The sequence below is a fragment of the Micromonospora sp. NPDC005413 genome (genome assembly GCF_040606435.1).
In the GTDB taxonomy this organism is placed as follows: Bacteria; Actinomycetota; Actinomycetes; order Mycobacteriales; family Micromonosporaceae; genus Micromonospora.
Map to the genome: position 1 here is coordinate 77,742 of NZ_JBEXEV010000023.1, position 14,862 is coordinate 92,603.

The following is a 14,862-nucleotide window of genomic DNA, read 5'->3' on the forward strand; positions in this document are numbered from 1 at the left end:
GCGCGTAGCAGATCAACAGTTCCGGCGGGCGTTGTCCACAGGTCGCCGCGTTGTCCACAGGCGACCCGTCGAGGTCGTTGTGCGGGGCCGTTTGGGAGCAGGGTCGGCGGCACACCTGAGCCCGACCGCTGGAGGCCGCGATGGCACCCCGTACCTCCGTTCCGCCGATCCGCCGGCTTCCGCTGGTCGTCACCGGCGACGACGATCTGCTCGACGATGTGCTCCGTCTCGCCGCCGCTGGTGGGACCGAGGTGGAGCTCGCCAGAGACCCGGCGGCCGCCCGTACCCGTTGGCTCGCCGCGCCGTTGGTGCTGCTCGGTGCCGATCAGGCGCAGTCGTGTCTGCGTGCCCGGTTGCCGCAGCGGCCCAGGCTGGTGCTGGTTGGCCGGGCCGGCCAGCTCGACCCCGGCTGGCAGATCGCCGAGCTGATCGGGGCCGAGCACGTCGCGATGCTGCCCGCCGCAGAGCCGTGGCTCGTGGATCGGTTCGCCGAGCAGGGTCCGGACCGTCCAGACGGCGTCGGTGCCCGAGTCGTCGCGGTGCTCGGTGGGCGGGGCGGTGCAGGGGCGAGTGTGCTCGCCGGTGGTCTCGCCGTCACCGCCGCCCGGGCCCGGTTGCGCACTCTGCTGGTCGACGCCGACCCGCTCGGTGGCGGCCTCGACCTCGTGCTGGGCTGGGAGCAGCTGGAAGGTTTGCGCTGGCCGTCGCTCACCGGTGCCGACGGGCGGGTGGACGCCCCGGCGCTGGTGCAGGCCCTGCCCAGCCGAGGTGACCTGGTGGTGCTCTCCTGGGACCGCGGCGAGGTGCTGGCGCTGCCGGCGGCGGCGATGGCGGCGACCGTCGACGCCGCCCGGCGGGGGCGGGACTTCGTGGTGGTCGACCTGCCCCGACAGTTGGATGACGCGGCCGTGGTGGCGTTGCAGGCGGCCGACCAGGCATTCATCGTTGTCCCGGCCGAGCTGCGCGCCACCGCTGCGGCCGCGCGGGTGGTGGCCTCAGCCGCTCCGCACTGCGCCGCGCTCTCGGTGGTGGTGCGCGGACCCGCCCCGGGCCGGCTACGCGCGACCGAGGTGGCACGGGCGGTCGGGCTTCCCCTGGCCGGCACGCTGCGCCCCGAACCGGGGCTCTGCCGCGGGCTGGAACGAGGCGAGGCGCCGGCCGCCGCGGGCAAGGGTCCATTGGCCGCTCTCTGCCAACGAATCGTCACCGACCTCACCGGTGTGCCAGCGACGGGTGCGGCATGACCGGCCGGCCGGAGGACGACACCCTCGCCGCCCGGGTGCGGCAGCGGATCGCCGCCGCCACCACACCGGTCACACCGGCGGCGATCGTTGCCGCGGTACGGGCCGAACCCACCGCCGCGGTGCTCGGTGACACCGCCGTGCTGCGGATCGCCGACCGGGTGCACGACGACCTCGTCGGCGCCGGGCCGCTGGCGCCGCTGCTCGCCGACCCGGATGTCACTGACGTCCTCGTCAACGGGACCCGTGTGTGGGTGGATCGTGGGTCGGGGCTGCACCAGGTCGCTGTCCCGGTGGGCTCGGTGGAGGACGTCCGCCGGTTGGCGCAGCGACTCATTGCCAGCGCCGGGCGGCGGCTCGACGACGGCTCCCCGTACGCGGACGCCCGGCTCCCCGACGGCACCCGGCTGCATGCCGTGCTGCCGCCGGTGGCGACCGAGGGGCCCTATCTGTCCCTGCGGACCTTCCGACACCGGCCGTTCACCCTTGATGAGTTGGTGCGTCAGGGGACGGTGCCGCGGCCGGTGGCACCCCTGCTCGCCGCCGTCGTCGCGGCCCGGCTGGCGTACCTGGTGACCGGCGGCACGGGGTCGGGCAAGACGACCCTGCTCAACACGCTGCTGGGGATGGTGCCGGCCACCGAGCGGATCGTGCTGGTGGAGGACGCCGCCGAGCTGCAGCCGGGGCACCCGCACGTGGTGGGGCTCCAGGCGCGTACCGCCAATGTGGAGGGGACGGGCGTGGTCAACCTCGCCGACCTGGTCCGGCAGGCGTTGCGGATGCGCCCGGACCGGCTGGTGGTCGGGGAGTGCCGGGGCGGTGAGGTGGTCGACCTGCTGGCCGCGCTCAACACCGGCCACGACGGGGGCGCTGGCACGCTGCACGCCAATTCCCCGTCCGACGTGCCGGCCCGGCTGGAGGCGCTGGGCATGTTGGGTGGGCTACCCCGAGCCGCGCTGCACGCCCAGGTGGCCGCCGCGTTGCAGGTGCTGTTCCAGGTGCGACGTGGCGACCGGGGACGCGTGCTGGAGTCGGTCTGCCTGCTGCTACCCGAGGGGCCCGAACGGTTGGTGACCGTGGTGCCCGCCTGGGTACGCGGCAGCGGGCTCGGGCTGGCCGCCCGTGCACTCGGGGCGCTGCTGCGGGAGCGTGGCGTGGCGGTGCCACCGATTCTCAGCGAGCCGTGGCCCGGATCGGCGGGCCCAGCATGACCGGCGGGACGGTGCTGGTGGCGGCGCTGCTCCTGGTCGCCGCCGCCCTGGTGGCGTGGCCCGTGCACAGCATCCGGGCCCGCCGACGCCGCGTGTTGACCACGGGACGTGGGAGCGGCGGTGCTGATCCGGACGACGCGCTGATGGAGTGGATCCGAGAACTCGGTCGTACGCCCGACGGACCGGTCGACGGGGCCGGCGGCTCGCCCACCTCGGGGCATCCGTCCGGCGTCCCGTACCAGCCGCAACCCACTGCGGGTCCCAGCGATAGACGGACGGCACTCGGCTGGCCCGCCCGGGACATCAGCGGGAGCCCGAGCCGGGCCGGGGCGACGGGAGGGCCCGTGGGGCCATCGGGTCCGGTAGGCCCAACCCGCCCGCCGACCCGTCGGGATCCTCGGCGCCCGGCCGGCACAGCGCGACCGGAGGCCATGACCCCGGACGCCGGACGCGGGGGCGGCACGTCCGCGGTCGTGATCGACGGCGGAAGCGTGGAGGCCGGCCGTCGGAGCGACGCGTCAGGCGCAGTGACGGCCGTTGGGCGCGGAGACGTGGAAGCGGACCGTTGGGGCGACACGGCCGGCTCGGTTATGGCTGAGGGGCGCGCGGACGTCGACCTCGTCGACCTCGCCGACATGACAGCCGACGGGCCGAGTGCCGTTGCGTCGGCGCGTGCCTCGCGGTCGCCGGCGCGTGTGCTGCCGCTGGTCGGCCTGCTGGGAGGCGGTGTCGGTGCCGTGGTCGGCGGCCCGGTGGCTGCGGTCGCGGTGGCCGGCTACTGCACGTTGGCCGTGCGCGCCGTGCTGCGCTGGCGGGCGAACCAGCGCGCCGAGCGAGCCCGACGACGTGGGTTGGACCAGCTCTGCGGCCTCGCGGCGGACCTTCGGGCGGGCCTGTCTGTCCCGCACGCGCTCGAGGTCGCCGTCGCCGGTGAGCGGGACGGGCCGGACCGGCTGCGCCACCTGACCTCCGCGGCGGTGCGACTGGCCGACCGGACCGGCGCACCACTGGCGGAACTCGTCGAGCGGATCGAGGCGGACGCTCGGGCGACCGACCGGGGTCTGGCCGCCGCAGCGGCACAGGCTGCCGGCGCCCGTGCCACGGCCTGGTTGCTGGCGGCGTTGCCGATCGGCGGGATCGGGCTCGGGTACGGGATAGGCGTCGACCCCGTGGCGGTGCTCCTACACAGCACGGTCGGCGGCGCCTGTGCGGTTCTCGCAGTCGCTTTGCAGGTCGTGGGCCTCCTCTGGGCTGAACGGCTGGGCGCGACACCAGGGCGGGCCGGCTGATGTCCCGCACGGTTCTCGTGGCTGTCGGTCTGGTGGTCGTGGCCCTGCTCGTCGCGCCCCTGCGGCCAATCCGGCGCAGGCCAGCCAGCCGGTACGGGCAAGCGAGTCAAGGCGGCCCAGCAAGGCAACGCGGCCCAGCAAGGCAACGCGGCCCGGCAAATCAAGGCGGCCCAGCGAGTCAAAGCGGCCCGGCCGGTGGACGGCGGCTGGACGCGATCCGGCTCGCCGCGGCGCTGGGTGGGCTCGCCGTAGCCGTGGTCGTCGAGGGCTGGCTCGGGCTGCTCGGCGCGGTCCCGATCGCGTTCCTACTGGATTTCCTGCTGCGCCGGATCGAGTCGCCGGGTGTGCGCAAGCGGCGGCTTCGAGAGGCGGTCGACCTCCCGCTCGCCGCCGACCTGCTGGCTGCGGCAATGCGAGCGGGCGCGCCGGTTGACCGCTCGGTGTTGGCAGTCGCCGAGGCGCTGGACGGGCCACTTGCCGGCCGGCTGGCCCGGGCCGGCCGCATCCTGTTGCTCGGCGGTGGTCCAGCGGAGGCATGGTCCGCGCTGGACGGGGTGCCAGGCGCGGAGCGGTTGACCGCAGCGGCGATGCGCTCGGCCAACAGTGGTGCCGCCCTGGCCGGTGCACTGACCCGGCTCGCCGACGACCTGCGCGCCGACCGGGCCACCGCGGCAGAGGCGTCGGCCCGCCGGGCGGGCGTACTCATCGTCCTGCCGCTGGGGCTCTGCTTCCTGCCGGCGTTCATTCTCGCCGGCCTGGTGCCGGTGATCGTCGCCGTTCTCGGCGACGTGCTCTGACCCATCGAGAAGGGAAACAGCCATGCGCAAACTCATCGCCCGCCTGCGGGGCGACGACGGAATGAACACGGCCGAGTACGCCGTCGGCACGCTCGCCGCGGTCGCCTTCGCCGGGATCCTGTTGAAGGTGTTGACCTCCGGCAACGTCCAGTCGGCGCTGACCGCCGTCATCGACCGGGCGCTGAAGTGATCGAGCGCCGGCAGGCCGGCCGCGATCGGAGCTCCGGCACCGCCGGACGGCCGGCGGGCGGCATGCGGCGATTCCGCGCTGTCGAACGGGCCGCTGGCGGGGATCGAGGGTCGTTCACCGCCGAACTGGCGGCCGGCCTGCCGGCGCTTCTCCTGCTCCTGGTGGCCGGCCTGACCGCGGTCAACGCCGTCAGCGCCCAGGCGGGCTGCCTGCACGCGGCCCGGGAGGCGGCGCTTGCCGCCGCCCGCGGCGCGGACGGCAGCGCGGAAGGCGGGCGGGCGGCACCGCCGGGGGCGGAGGTGTCGGTGTCCGTCGACGGCGGCCGGGTGCAGGCGACGGTACGCGCGCCCGTCCGCACGCTGGGTGGCCGGCTACCGCGAATCACCGTGGTCGCCACCGCCGTCGCAGCCGTGGAACCGGGCGCTGGCGAGGGGAACTGGTAGTGCGTCGAACTGGTGGTTGGTTACTCGGCCTCGGCCTCGGCCTCGGCCTCGGCCTCGGCCTCGGCCACGGCCACGGCCACGGCTGCGGACCGAACGCCGAGCCACTCGATGATGGTCGGCCCGACGCGGAGCGAGGTGGTGCGACCGTCCTGCTGCTGGCGATAGGGCTGGTCTTCGTGCTGTTCGGGACGTTCGGCGCCGCCATCGCCGCAGCCGGGATGGCAGGTCAGCGGGCGGCGGTGGCAGCCGACCTCGGCGCGCTCGCCGGGGCGGCCCGGGCGCTCGACGGCGACGCGATGGCCTGTTCGGCCGCTGCCGACATCGCCGGCCGCAACGGTGGGCGGCTGGTCGGCTGTCGCCTCGACGGACTGGACGTGCTGGTGACCGTCGAGGTGGTGTTCACACCACTTCCCGGACTGACCCGGGTCGCCTCGTCGACGGCCCGCGCCGGCCCGGTTCGCGGCTGAATGAGACAGGGCTCGTCGGTGCGAGGTCGGCGAGCGCTTCGGAAGTGAGTCGGTTGCGACGTCGGGCGTGATGCGTTTACGACATCAGCTCCAGAGGGGCACCCGAGCATCCGGGGCGCCAAGCCAGAGGCCGAGCCACCGAGGGCCTGCTGGCCGGGACCAGGCCGAGCCACCGACCGCCTGCCGGCCGGGACCAGGCCGAGGCACCGACGGCCTGCTGGCCGGGACCAGGCCGAGGGCCGTGTCCCGGCCAGCGGCCGAGGAGTGGGTGGCCGGGTGGGCCGGGTTTGTCAGCGGGACTGGAGCGCGTCGAGGGCGACGGCCATTGCGATGACCAGGCGGCGGTCGATCTGCGGGTTCTGCACCTCGACGACGTACTTGTCGCGCAGGCCCCACTTCTTCACCACGGTGAAGATCGGCTGACCGCCGGCGGTGAAGTCGAAGTGGTACGGCAGCCAGGACAGCGAGTCGACGAACCGGCGCAGCAGTGCCACCGGCATGCTGCGCTCCTGGCCCGTCACCTGCGGCAGGCCGCCCTGCTCGACGTGCCAGGTGGACCGGAGCAGCGACTGGGCGAAGTCCTTGCGGAACAGACCGATCGGGTTACCGGCCGCGTCGGTGACGTCGTACGTGGCACCGAGGTCGATGCGCTGACGGGCCTTGAAACCGAGCAGGGGCTGCTGCTTGGAGTCATCGGTGTAGATCGTCACCTGCTCCTTGAAGGCGAGCCGCTTCTGCTGCGCGAACGCCAGCAGCTCACCCTCGGTGCCGTCCGGCGCGACTGCCCGGACCTCGTACTGGTTGACCATCATGCGCAGTCGCTGGCGGATGTGGAACTGGTGCTGGCTCTGCAGATTGTCTGGCTGCATCTGAACTCCTCAGGGGGTTGGTCCGCCGGAGTCTCGCACAGCGCGACATTTGCTGCGGGTTCGCTCCCACTCGCCACGATCACTTGATGCTGAGTAGCCCTCGGGCCGTCTGACGGCTGCTCAGCATCAGGTGATCGTCGGCGCTCCCCCAGAGGTCAGCGGCCTTCGACTGTGGCGCGGAGTGCCCAGCCGTTGAGGACCTGGTGGATGTCGCGTAGCCGTTCGTTGATCTGCTCCAGCCGTTCCGCCTGAGCCAGGGCGGCCAGCGCGGACCCAAGCGCGATCTGCTGGTCGAGGGTGAGGTGTTCCTGGTCGATCGTGTAGAGCAGGTCGACGGTCTCGGCGATGGTGTCGGCCACGGCTCCTCCTCAGGCGCGGGGGGCGAACAGCAATATAGGCATCGATGGAAGCGCTCCCACCATTGTGCCCAGCAGCACGTGGATTCATGCAAGACGACTCAGGCGGGCAGGTTCGCCAACACCACGTCGAGCACTCGGATCGCGTCCGGCTTGGAGAGCGGGCTGTTGCCGTTGCCGCACTTCGGTGACTGCACACAGGACGGGCAGCCGGTCTCGCAGCCGCACTCGGCGATCGCGTCCCGGGTGGCCCGCAGCCACGACGACGCCGTCCCGTACGCCCGCTCGGCGAACCCGGCGCCACCCGGGTGCCCGTCGTAGACGAAAACGGTCGGCGCCTCGGTGTCCGGGTGAACCGCGGTCGAGAGCCCGCCGATGTCCCACCGGTCGCAGGTGGCCATCAGCGGCAGCAGGCCGATCGCGGCGTGTTCGGCGGCGTGCAACGCGCCCGGCACGTCGGCCGACTGGACCCCGGCACGAGCCAACGACTGCGGCGACAGGGTGAACCAGACCGCCACCGTGCGCAGCTCCCGGGTAGGCAGGTCGAGTGGCCGGGTGTCGATCACCTCGCCGGTGGCGATCCTCCGCCGCTGGTACGACACCACCTGACTGGTCACGTCCACCTCGCCGAGGAACATGCCGACCGGCCCGGCGTCCACGTAGGAGCGCACCGACACCACGGACAGGTCGGTGACGTCGCGGGCGTGGGTGGACCAGTCCGGCTCCTCGGTGTGCACCAGCGCGCAACCGTCGGCGAGGTCGAGGTCGTCGACCACGTACGAGACGCCCTGGTGCAGATAGATCGCGCCGGGGTGGAGCAGGAAGTGCGAGGACCCGCCGTCGACCGTGCCGAGAAGCCGGCCGGTCGACGACTCCACCACGCAGACCGGTGCGCCGCCCTCGCCGCGCAGGTCCACCTCGGGTCGCTCCCGGTGTCGCCAGTACCAGCCGGTGGGCCGCTGCCGCAGCGCCCCGGCCGCCACCAGCTCGTCGACCGCCTCCTTCGCCCCGTCACCGAAAAGTGCCAGGTCAGCCGGTGTGAGCGGTGCCTCGACCGCGGCGCAGGCGAGTTGCGGTGCCAGCACGTACGGGTTGGCCGGGTCGAGCACCGTCGCCTCCACCGGCGCACCGAAGATCGCCTCCGGGTGGTGCACCAGGTAGGTGTCCAGTGGGTCGTCCCGGGCCACCAGCACGGCGAGTGCCTCCTGCCCGGAGCGCCCGGCGCGGCCCGCCTGCTGCCACAGTGACGCCCGGGTGCCCGGGTAGCCGCAGATCAGTACCGCGTCCAGCCCGACCAGGTCCACGCCCAGCTCCAGCGCATTGGTGGAGGCCAGGCCGAGCAGGTCACCGTGCAGCAGCGCCCGTTCCAGCTCACGCCGCTCCTCGCGCAGGTAGCCGCCCCGGTAGGCGGCCACCCGGTCGCCGAGCCCCGGCACCGCGTCGTCCAGCGACCGGCGCGCACTGGCCGCCACGACCTCGGCGCCCTTGCGGGAGCGGACGAACGCGAGCGTGCGTACTCCCTCGGCGACCGTGTCGGCGAGCAGGTCCGCGGTCTCGCGTAGCGCGGACCGGCGGACCTGGATGAGATCCGTCGTGCCGTCGTGCCCGCCCGTCGTCTGCGCGGGCACCGACGAGGAGGTCGATGAGTCGGGTGGCAGCAGCGGCGGCTCCCAGAGCGCGAAGGTCACCCCGCCGCGCGGTGAGGCGTCCTCGGTGACCGCCGTCACCGGCAGGCCGGTCAGCCTCCCGGCTGCGGTCGCCGGGTCACCGGAGGTCGCCGAGGCGAGCACGAACACCGGGGTGGCCCCGAACCGGGCGCACTGGCGGCGCAGCCGTCGCAGTACGTGCGCCACGTGCGAGCCGAACACCCCCCGGTAGGTGTGGCACTCGTCGATCACCACGTACGCGAGTCGGCGCAGGAAACCGGACCACTGGGCGTGCCCGGGCAGGATGCCGTGGTGCAGCATGTCCGGGTTGGTCAGCACGAACCGGGAGTGCCGGCGGATCCACTCCCGCTCGGCGCGCGGAGTGTCCCCGTCGTAGCAGGCGGGGCGTACCCCTTCCAGTCCCAGCGCGGCGACGGCCCGCAGCTGGTCGGCGGCGAGCGCCTTGGTCGGTGCCAGGTAGAGCACGGTGGCCCGGGGGTCGGAGAGCAGGGTGGCCAGCGCCGGGAGCTGGTACGCCAGTGACTTGCCGGACGCGGTGCCGGTGGCGACCACCACGTGCTCGCCCTCGTACGCCAGGTTGGCCGCCTCGGCCTGGTGCTGCCAGGGCGCGACCACGCCGCGCTGGGTGAACGCCGCGCGCAGCTCCGCCGACGCCCACGGCGGCCATGGCGCGGGCACCCCGACGCGTGCGGGCACCCGTTCGACGTGGGTGACCGGGTCGGCGGCGCCCCGGGCGCGCAGCCGGCGCAGCAGGTCGGCCGGCGATGGTCCGGGGCCGGGACCAGCGGATACGGTGGCGGCGGACGACGCCTCCAGGTCGTGGCGCGGCGCAAGACGCGCCGAGCTGGAGTCGTTGGAGGTCACGCCCTGCACTCTCGCACTGGTGTTCGGAGATGAAAAGTCGAGCCGGGGGGTAAGGGGAAGCCGCCGCTGGCGTTCGCAGGCCGCACCGGCGGTAATGGTTAGATGCCCACGAGAGTTTACGGCTCTGGCGAGGAGGACCGATGGAGCTGTCGCTGGCGACCCGCACCGTGGGCGAGCACACCGTGCTCGAGGTTGGCGGTGAGGTGGACGTCTACACCGCGCCCCGGCTCCGCGAACGACTCCTCGAACTGATCGACGGTGGCGCCCGTCACGTGGTGGTCGACCTCGGTCGGGTGGACTTCCTCGACTCCACCGGGCTGGGCGTGCTGGTCGGCGCGCTCAAGCGGCTCCGCTCGGCCGGCGGTTCGTTCGCCCTGGTCTGCGACAAGGAGCCACTGCTCAAGATCTTCCGCATCACGGCACTGGACCAGGTGTTCCCCCTGCACCCGACGGTCGACGCGGCGATCAGCGCCGACCCGGCGGGCGCCGGCGCGTGATGGCGACCGTCAAGCTTTCGTTCTCGCCCGCCCCGGTGCACGTGCGCACCGCCCGGCTGGTCGGCGTCGCCGTCGCCCGGCGCGCCGGCGTCCGGGAGGACCTGTTGGACGAGGTGCGCCTGGCCATCGGCGAAGCGTGCACCCGGGCGGTGGCCCTGCACCGCCAGTACGGCCTGGCCGACCCGGTGTTGGTGGAGATGTCCGACGGCGGCTCGTACTCGGTGCGGGTGGTGGACCGGGCGCCGATCGAGGCTGGCATCGGTCTGACCGCGCTGCCGCCGGACGAGCTGGCCAACGAGTCGCTCACCGACGAGGCGCTGACCACCGGCGTCGGCTTCGCGCTACTCGCCGGCTTCGTCGAGGATCTGCAGGTGCGCCCGGTCGACGAGGGCATCGGCACTGAGGTGCGAATGGTGTGGCCGGTCGGCCACTGACCCAATCCGGTTCGTAGGCCGCATCCCATCGGGATGCGGCCTTGTTTCATGGATGGGACCCTATATCAGATTTCGTTTCATAACACAGCGACGAAGATCATCGCGACACGGTGGCACCTGGGTGTGACCTCCAACACTGCGGAGGGCTACAGTACCCGGGTTGTCAGCAAGTGATCCATCCCGCAGCCAGCGGGAATGGGTGGTCATCGCTGATCCGCTGGGGTGGGTTGGCGCGCGCTTGCGAGTCCGCATCCAGGCGTCGGTCGGTGCGTCTCCACTCACCGGCGCGAGTGTTCGGTAACAGGAGGACACAGATGTCCGAGACCTTGGCCGCCGACGGCGGCGGGCTTTCCCTTACCGGAAGCAATCTCACCTACGTCGTCATCGCCGCGGTAATCGCGCTGGTGGCGCTCGTTTTCGCCGCCGCCCTCACAAAGACGGTGCTGGCGGCCGGCAAGGGCACGACCAACATGCAGGAGATCTCGGCGGCGGTCCAGGAGGGCGCCTCGGCCTACCTGCTCCGTCAATTCCGCACCCTGGCGATCTTCGTCGTCATCGCGGTGGTGCTGCTCTTCCTGCTGCCGGTGCACGACACCGATGGCAGCGAGATCGCCGTGAAGATCGGCCGCTCGCTCTTCTTCGTGGTGGGCGCGCTGTTCAGCGCGTTCATCGGCGGCGCCGGCATGTGGCTGGCGACCCGCGCCAACCTGCGCGTGGCCGCCGCCGCCCGGGAGCGACAGGGTGGCCGCGAGGCGGCCATGAAGATCGCGTTCCGGACCGGCGGCGTCGTCGGCTTCTTCACCGTCGGCCTCGGCCTCTTCGGTGCCGCGCTGGTCGTCCTGCTCTACCGGGGTGACGCGCCGACCGTGCTGGAGGGCTTCGGCTTCGGCGCCGCGCTGCTCGCGATGTTCATGCGGGTCGGCGGTGGCATCTTCACCAAGGCCGCCGACGTCGGCGCGGACCTGGTCGGCAAGGTCGAGCAGGGCATCCCCGAGGACGACCCGCGCAACGCCGCCACCATCGCCGACAACGTGGGCGACAACGTCGGTGACTGCGCCGGCATGGCAGCCGACCTGTTCGAGTCGTACGCGGTGACGCTGGTCGCCGCGCTGATCCTCGGTCGGGCCGCGTTCGGCGAGGACGGCCTGGTCTTCCCGCTGATCATCTCCACCATCGGTGTGCTGGTCGCGATCGTCGGCGTCTTCATCACCCGGCTGCGCGCGTCCGACCGCAACGCCCTGACCGCGATCAACCGGGCGTTCTACCTCTCCGCGGTGCTCTCCGCGGTGCTGGTGGCGATCGCCGCCTACGCGTACCTGCCGGCGACCTTCGGCGAGTTCGACGGCGGGCTCACCGACGCGGCCGGCAACCCGCGGCTGGTGGCCATCGGCGCCGTGGTGATCGGCATCGTGCTGGCCGCCGCGATCCAGGCACTGACCGGCTACTTCACCGAGACCAACCGGCGCCCGGTGCAGGACATCGGCAAGAGCTCGCAGACCGGTGCGGCCACCGTGATCCTGGCCGGCATCAGCATCGGCCTGGAGTCGGCGGTCTACTCGGCGCTGCTGATCGGCGCCGGCGTCTTCGGCGCGTTCCTCCTCGGCGGCAGCTCCATCACGCTGTCGCTGTTCGCGGTGGCACTGGCCGGGACCGGCCTGCTCACCACGGTCGGCGTGATCGTCGCGATGGACACCTTCGGGCCGATCTCCGACAACGCCCAGGGCATCGCCGAGATGTCCGGCGACATCGACGAGCACGGCGCTCGCACGCTCACCGAGCTGGACGCGGTGGGCAACACCACCAAGGCGATCACCAAGGGCATCGCGATCGCCACGGCGGTGCTCGCCGCGACCGCGCTGTTCGGCTCGTACACCGACTCGCTCCGCAGCGCGTACGCGACGGCTGGCGTGGGCGACGTCGGGAACGAGATCCTCAACTCGCTGAACGTGGCGAACCCGCGCAACCTGGTCGGCCTGATCATCGGTGCGGCGGTGGTCTTCCTCTTCTCCGGGCTGGCCATCAACGCGGTGTCCCGCTCGGCCGGTGCCGTGGTCATGGAGGTCCGCCGGCAGTTCCGTGAGCTGCCCGGCATCATGGACGGCACCCAGCGCCCGGAGTACGGCAAGGTCGTCGACATCTGCACCCGGGACGCGCAGCGCGAGCTGATGACCCCCGGCCTGCTCGCCATCCTGGCGCCGATCGCGGTCGGCTTCGGTCTCGGGCCCGGCGCACTCGCCGCGTACCTGGCCGGGGCGATCGGGGCCGGCACCCTGATGGCGGTCTTCCTGTCCAACTCCGGTGGCGCCTGGGACAACGCCAAGAAGCTGGTCGAGGACGGCGCGTACGGCGGCAAGGGCTCCGAGTCGCATGCCGCCACTGTCATCGGCGACACCGTCGGTGACCCGTTCAAGGACACCGCCGGCCCGGCGATCAACCCGCTGATCAAGGTGATGAACCTGGTCTCGCTGCTGATCGCGCCCGCCGTGGTGGCCTGGAGCGTCGGCGACGAGCGCAACGTCGGCCTGCGGGTCAGCATCGCGGTAGTCGCGACGCTGATCATCGTGGCGTCCATCGTGTTCAGCAAACGCAAGGGCATCGCGATGGCGGACTCCGACGCCGATGGCAACACCGGCGCGGGCAGCACCGACCACCGGCCGGAGACGGTCAACGCCTGACCCACCGCCGGCACCGGGTCCCCGGTCGACGTACCGCGTCGACCGGGGACCCGGCCGTCCGGACCGATGCCACACCTGGCCAAAGGTCGTACGCTGCAACGCATGCGTACGTGCCGGGCGTCTGCCGCCGGAAAGCTCACGGTGGTCCTGGCCACGATCGTCGTCGTACTCGCCGGTTGCGGCGGGGGCCCCAGCCCACGGGCCTGGGCGGCCTCGGTCTGCGGCGCGCTCACCCCGTGGCGCTCCGAGATCAGCAAGTTGACCAGCAGCACGGACGAGCAGATGACCGCGCAGACCACGCCGGCGCAGGCCAAGGAGAACCTGGTGCGGCTCTTTGGTGGGGCGGAGCAGGCCAGCGAGACCGCGCGCCGCAAGGTCGAGCAGGCCGGCGTCCCGGAGACCGACAACGGTGCGACCATCTCCGCCGGTTTCCGCAACTCACTGGGGAAGATGCGGGACGCCTACGGCCGCGCCCGGAACACCATCGACGGGTTGGGCACCGGTGAGCCGACCGTCTTCTACGACGGGGTCCGGGCCGCCGTGGAGACCCTCAACAAGGAGTACGACGCCAGCGCGCTGGACACCAGCAAGCTCAACTCCGAGGAGCTGAAACAGGCCTTCGACGAGGTGCCGGAGTGTCGCTGAGTGGGCGTGGCGACACCGGAGCGGCGCAACCACCGGCGCTGTTCCCCGCCCCCGAGCCCGGCGAGCCGACACCCGGCACAACGGCACCCGGCACAACGGCACCCGGCACAACGGCACCCGGCACAACGGCACCCGGCGCAGCGACATCCGGCACGCGGCGACGCAGCGGCCCGGCGCAGCCCCGCCCACCCCAGACCGACGACGCGGGCCGGCAACTTGTCTTCTTCGGCGCGGAAGCGGCAGAGCCGACGGTCGCCGACCTGGCCGGGCTGCTCGCCGGGCCCGGTGAGGTGGTGCGGATGGGCGGCACCGCCCGTCTCTCAGTGCAGGTGGACGCCGCGTGGCGGGTGCACGTGCTCGTCGCCGAACTGGCGTCGCGGGGGCTGGCGGCGAGCTGGGAGCCGACCGAGGGCGAGCGACACGCCGTCCGTACGTCGTACACCCGGGTTTTGAAGCCGCTCGCGGCGGCCTGGCTGCACGGCCCGGCGAAACGCCCGCCGGCCACCTTTCACCTGACCGGCCGGCGGCTGCGGTTGTGGCTCGCCGCCGCCGGGGCGCCGGAGCTACCCGGCGGCTTCCTGCTGGGGCTCGGCGCGGACGACCAGGAGTGCTGGGAGTCGATCGGAGTGGCGCTCGCCGCGGCGGGGCTCGCGGGCACGCTGCTCGGCCCGGGCGAGGGTGGCCCGGCGTACCGGATCACCGGCCGACGCCGACTCTCCCGGCTCGCCGAGTTGGTCGGCGCGCCGCCGCGAGCAACGCCAACCAACGCCTGGCCAACCTGACCCACCCCACCCCATCCCCACCCCTCACCCCCCACCCCCACTGCGTTGATCATGGAGTTGTGGTGGGGGACGTATTGCTCCTCCGGGGTTAAAACGCCCACCATAAGTCCATGATCGACGCGGTAAGGGGTGGGGCGTCGCGGTGTCCGGTGCCGGACATCCGGCGGGTCGATCCAGGCGGAAAACGGGCGGGTCGCACCTCGGCCGTGGGTCCGCCATCGTCACAGTGACCCGCTTTGAGCCCTACCCACGGTGTACGGTGGCGCCGTCCGGCAGTGCCGAGCGCGGCGGGGCGGACGTTGACCGCCGCGCCGTAGCGGTTTGCGGCCCGCGAAACCCGAAACGTGGGCGGCGCGTTACGTTGGACATCCGGACCGCCGTGCGACGGCGGGGTCGAAAAGCGGTCGCTGTCCGGGCGCCGGCAGGCCACGAGCA

14 protein-coding genes and 1 pseudogene are annotated in these 14,862 nt (G+C 72.7%); 12 read left to right on the forward strand and 3 right to left on the reverse strand.

What is annotated here, in order from left to right:
* Nucleotides 1-140: 140 nt before the first annotated feature.
* The 7 genes and pseudogenes from ssd to ABZS37_RS22400 all read left to right on the forward strand — a co-directional run bounded on the left by ssd (nucleotide 141) and on the right by ABZS37_RS22400 (nucleotide 5,638).
* Nucleotides 141-1,244 (forward strand): septum site-determining protein Ssd, encoded by a 1,104-nt coding sequence (ssd, locus tag ABZS37_RS22370; RefSeq protein WP_355171760.1) that lies wholly within the window; start codon nucleotides 141-143, stop codon nucleotides 1,242-1,244.
* Nucleotides 1,241-2,452, forward strand: a complete 1,212-nt coding sequence (locus ABZS37_RS22375; protein ID WP_355171762.1) for a TadA family conjugal transfer-associated ATPase — start codon at nucleotides 1,241-1,243, stop codon at nucleotides 2,450-2,452. The genes ssd and ABZS37_RS22375 overlap by 4 nt, the downstream gene beginning before the upstream one ends.
* 686 nt (nucleotides 2,453-3,138) lie before the next feature.
* A pseudogene (locus ABZS37_RS22380) lies at nucleotides 3,139-3,741 on the forward strand (hypothetical protein); the annotation flags it as partial.
* A gap of 206 nt (nucleotides 3,742-3,947) precedes the next feature.
* Entirely contained in the window at nucleotides 3,948-4,538 is a 591-nt protein-coding gene (locus ABZS37_RS22385) for a type II secretion system F family protein (RefSeq protein WP_355171795.1), read from the forward strand.
* Nucleotides 4,539-4,560: 22 nt separating this feature from the next.
* The gene (locus ABZS37_RS22390) at nucleotides 4,561-4,728 is read left to right on the forward strand and encodes a DUF4244 domain-containing protein (RefSeq protein WP_234584142.1); all 168 of its coding nucleotides are present in this window, start codon (nucleotides 4,561-4,563) and stop codon (nucleotides 4,726-4,728) included.
* Nucleotides 4,729-4,790: 62 nt separating this feature from the next.
* The gene (locus ABZS37_RS22395) at nucleotides 4,791-5,171 is read left to right on the forward strand and encodes a TadE family type IV pilus minor pilin (RefSeq protein ID WP_355171764.1); all 381 of its coding nucleotides are present in this window, start codon (nucleotides 4,791-4,793) and stop codon (nucleotides 5,169-5,171) included.
* Complete coding sequence (locus ABZS37_RS22400) at nucleotides 5,171-5,638, forward strand: Rv3654c family TadE-like protein (protein ID WP_355171766.1); 468 nt, start codon at nucleotides 5,171-5,173, stop codon at nucleotides 5,636-5,638. Before ABZS37_RS22395 ends, ABZS37_RS22400 begins: the two co-directional genes overlap by 1 nt.
* A gap of 290 nt (nucleotides 5,639-5,928) precedes the next feature.
* Here the strand turns inward: ABZS37_RS22400 and ABZS37_RS22405 are convergent, their stop codons facing one another.
* The 3 genes from ABZS37_RS22405 to ABZS37_RS22415 form a co-directional block, all read right to left on the reverse strand.
* A complete protein-coding gene (locus ABZS37_RS22405) occupies nucleotides 5,929-6,507 on the reverse strand; it encodes a hypothetical protein (RefSeq protein WP_355171768.1) in 579 nt (192 codons plus the stop codon).
* Nucleotides 6,508-6,662: 155 nt separating this feature from the next.
* Nucleotides 6,663-6,866, reverse strand: coding sequence for a hypothetical protein (locus ABZS37_RS22410; protein ID WP_354992658.1), 204 nt, complete (start codon nucleotides 6,864-6,866; stop codon nucleotides 6,663-6,665).
* Between the two features lie 98 nt (nucleotides 6,867-6,964).
* Entirely contained in the window at nucleotides 6,965-9,346 is a 2,382-nt protein-coding gene (locus ABZS37_RS22415; protein ID WP_355171797.1) for a DEAD/DEAH box helicase, read from the reverse strand.
* Nucleotides 9,347-9,534: 188 nt separating this feature from the next.
* On the opposite strand from ABZS37_RS22415, the gene ABZS37_RS22420 reads away from it, so the two are divergent.
* The 5 genes from ABZS37_RS22420 (at nucleotide 9,535) to ABZS37_RS22440 (ending at nucleotide 14,427) form a co-directional block, all read left to right on the forward strand.
* Nucleotides 9,535-9,891, forward strand: coding sequence for an STAS domain-containing protein (locus ABZS37_RS22420; protein ID WP_088986718.1), 357 nt, complete (start codon nucleotides 9,535-9,537; stop codon nucleotides 9,889-9,891).
* Complete coding sequence (locus ABZS37_RS22425; protein WP_354993106.1) at nucleotides 9,891-10,325, forward strand: ATP-binding protein; 435 nt, start codon at nucleotides 9,891-9,893, stop codon at nucleotides 10,323-10,325. The genes ABZS37_RS22420 and ABZS37_RS22425 overlap by 1 nt, the downstream gene beginning before the upstream one ends.
* A 314-nt stretch (nucleotides 10,326-10,639) precedes the next feature.
* Nucleotides 10,640-13,000 (forward strand): sodium-translocating pyrophosphatase, encoded by a 2,361-nt coding sequence (locus ABZS37_RS22430; RefSeq protein ID WP_355171770.1) that lies wholly within the window; start codon nucleotides 10,640-10,642, stop codon nucleotides 12,998-13,000.
* A 102-nt stretch (nucleotides 13,001-13,102) separates the two neighbouring features.
* Nucleotides 13,103-13,645 (forward strand): hypothetical protein, encoded by a 543-nt coding sequence (locus ABZS37_RS22435; RefSeq protein ID WP_355171772.1) that lies wholly within the window; start codon nucleotides 13,103-13,105, stop codon nucleotides 13,643-13,645.
* Nucleotides 13,636-14,427, forward strand: a complete 792-nt coding sequence (locus tag ABZS37_RS22440; protein ID WP_355171773.1) for a hypothetical protein — start codon at nucleotides 13,636-13,638, stop codon at nucleotides 14,425-14,427. Before ABZS37_RS22435 ends, ABZS37_RS22440 begins: the two co-directional genes overlap by 10 nt.
* Nucleotides 14,428-14,862: the final 435 nt, after the last annotated feature.

What these genes read in the sequence shown, in the direction of transcription:
- ssd (WP_355171760.1), top strand. Translation starts at nt 141, where the DNA reads ATGGCACCCCGTACCTCCGTTCCGCCGATCCGCCGGCTTCCGCTGGTC.
- ABZS37_RS22375 (WP_355171762.1), top strand. Translation starts at nt 1,241, where the DNA reads ATGACCGGCCGGCCGGAGGACGACACCCTCGCCGCCCGGGTGCGGCAG.
- ABZS37_RS22390 (WP_234584142.1), top strand. Translation starts at nt 4,561, where the DNA reads ATGCGCAAACTCATCGCCCGCCTGCGGGGCGACGACGGAATGAACACG.
- ABZS37_RS22395 (WP_355171764.1), top strand. Translation starts at nt 4,791, where the DNA reads ATGCGGCGATTCCGCGCTGTCGAACGGGCCGCTGGCGGGGATCGAGGG.
- ABZS37_RS22405 (WP_355171768.1), bottom strand. Translation starts at nt 6,507, where the DNA reads ATGCAGCCAGACAATCTGCAGAGCCAGCACCAGTTCCACATCCGCCAG.
- ABZS37_RS22420 (WP_088986718.1), top strand. Translation starts at nt 9,535, where the DNA reads ATGGAGCTGTCGCTGGCGACCCGCACCGTGGGCGAGCACACCGTGCTC.
- ABZS37_RS22425 (WP_354993106.1), top strand. Translation starts at nt 9,891, where the DNA reads ATGGCGACCGTCAAGCTTTCGTTCTCGCCCGCCCCGGTGCACGTGCGC.
- ABZS37_RS22430 (WP_355171770.1), top strand. Translation starts at nt 10,640, where the DNA reads ATGTCCGAGACCTTGGCCGCCGACGGCGGCGGGCTTTCCCTTACCGGA.
- ABZS37_RS22435 (WP_355171772.1), top strand. Translation starts at nt 13,103, where the DNA reads ATGCGTACGTGCCGGGCGTCTGCCGCCGGAAAGCTCACGGTGGTCCTG.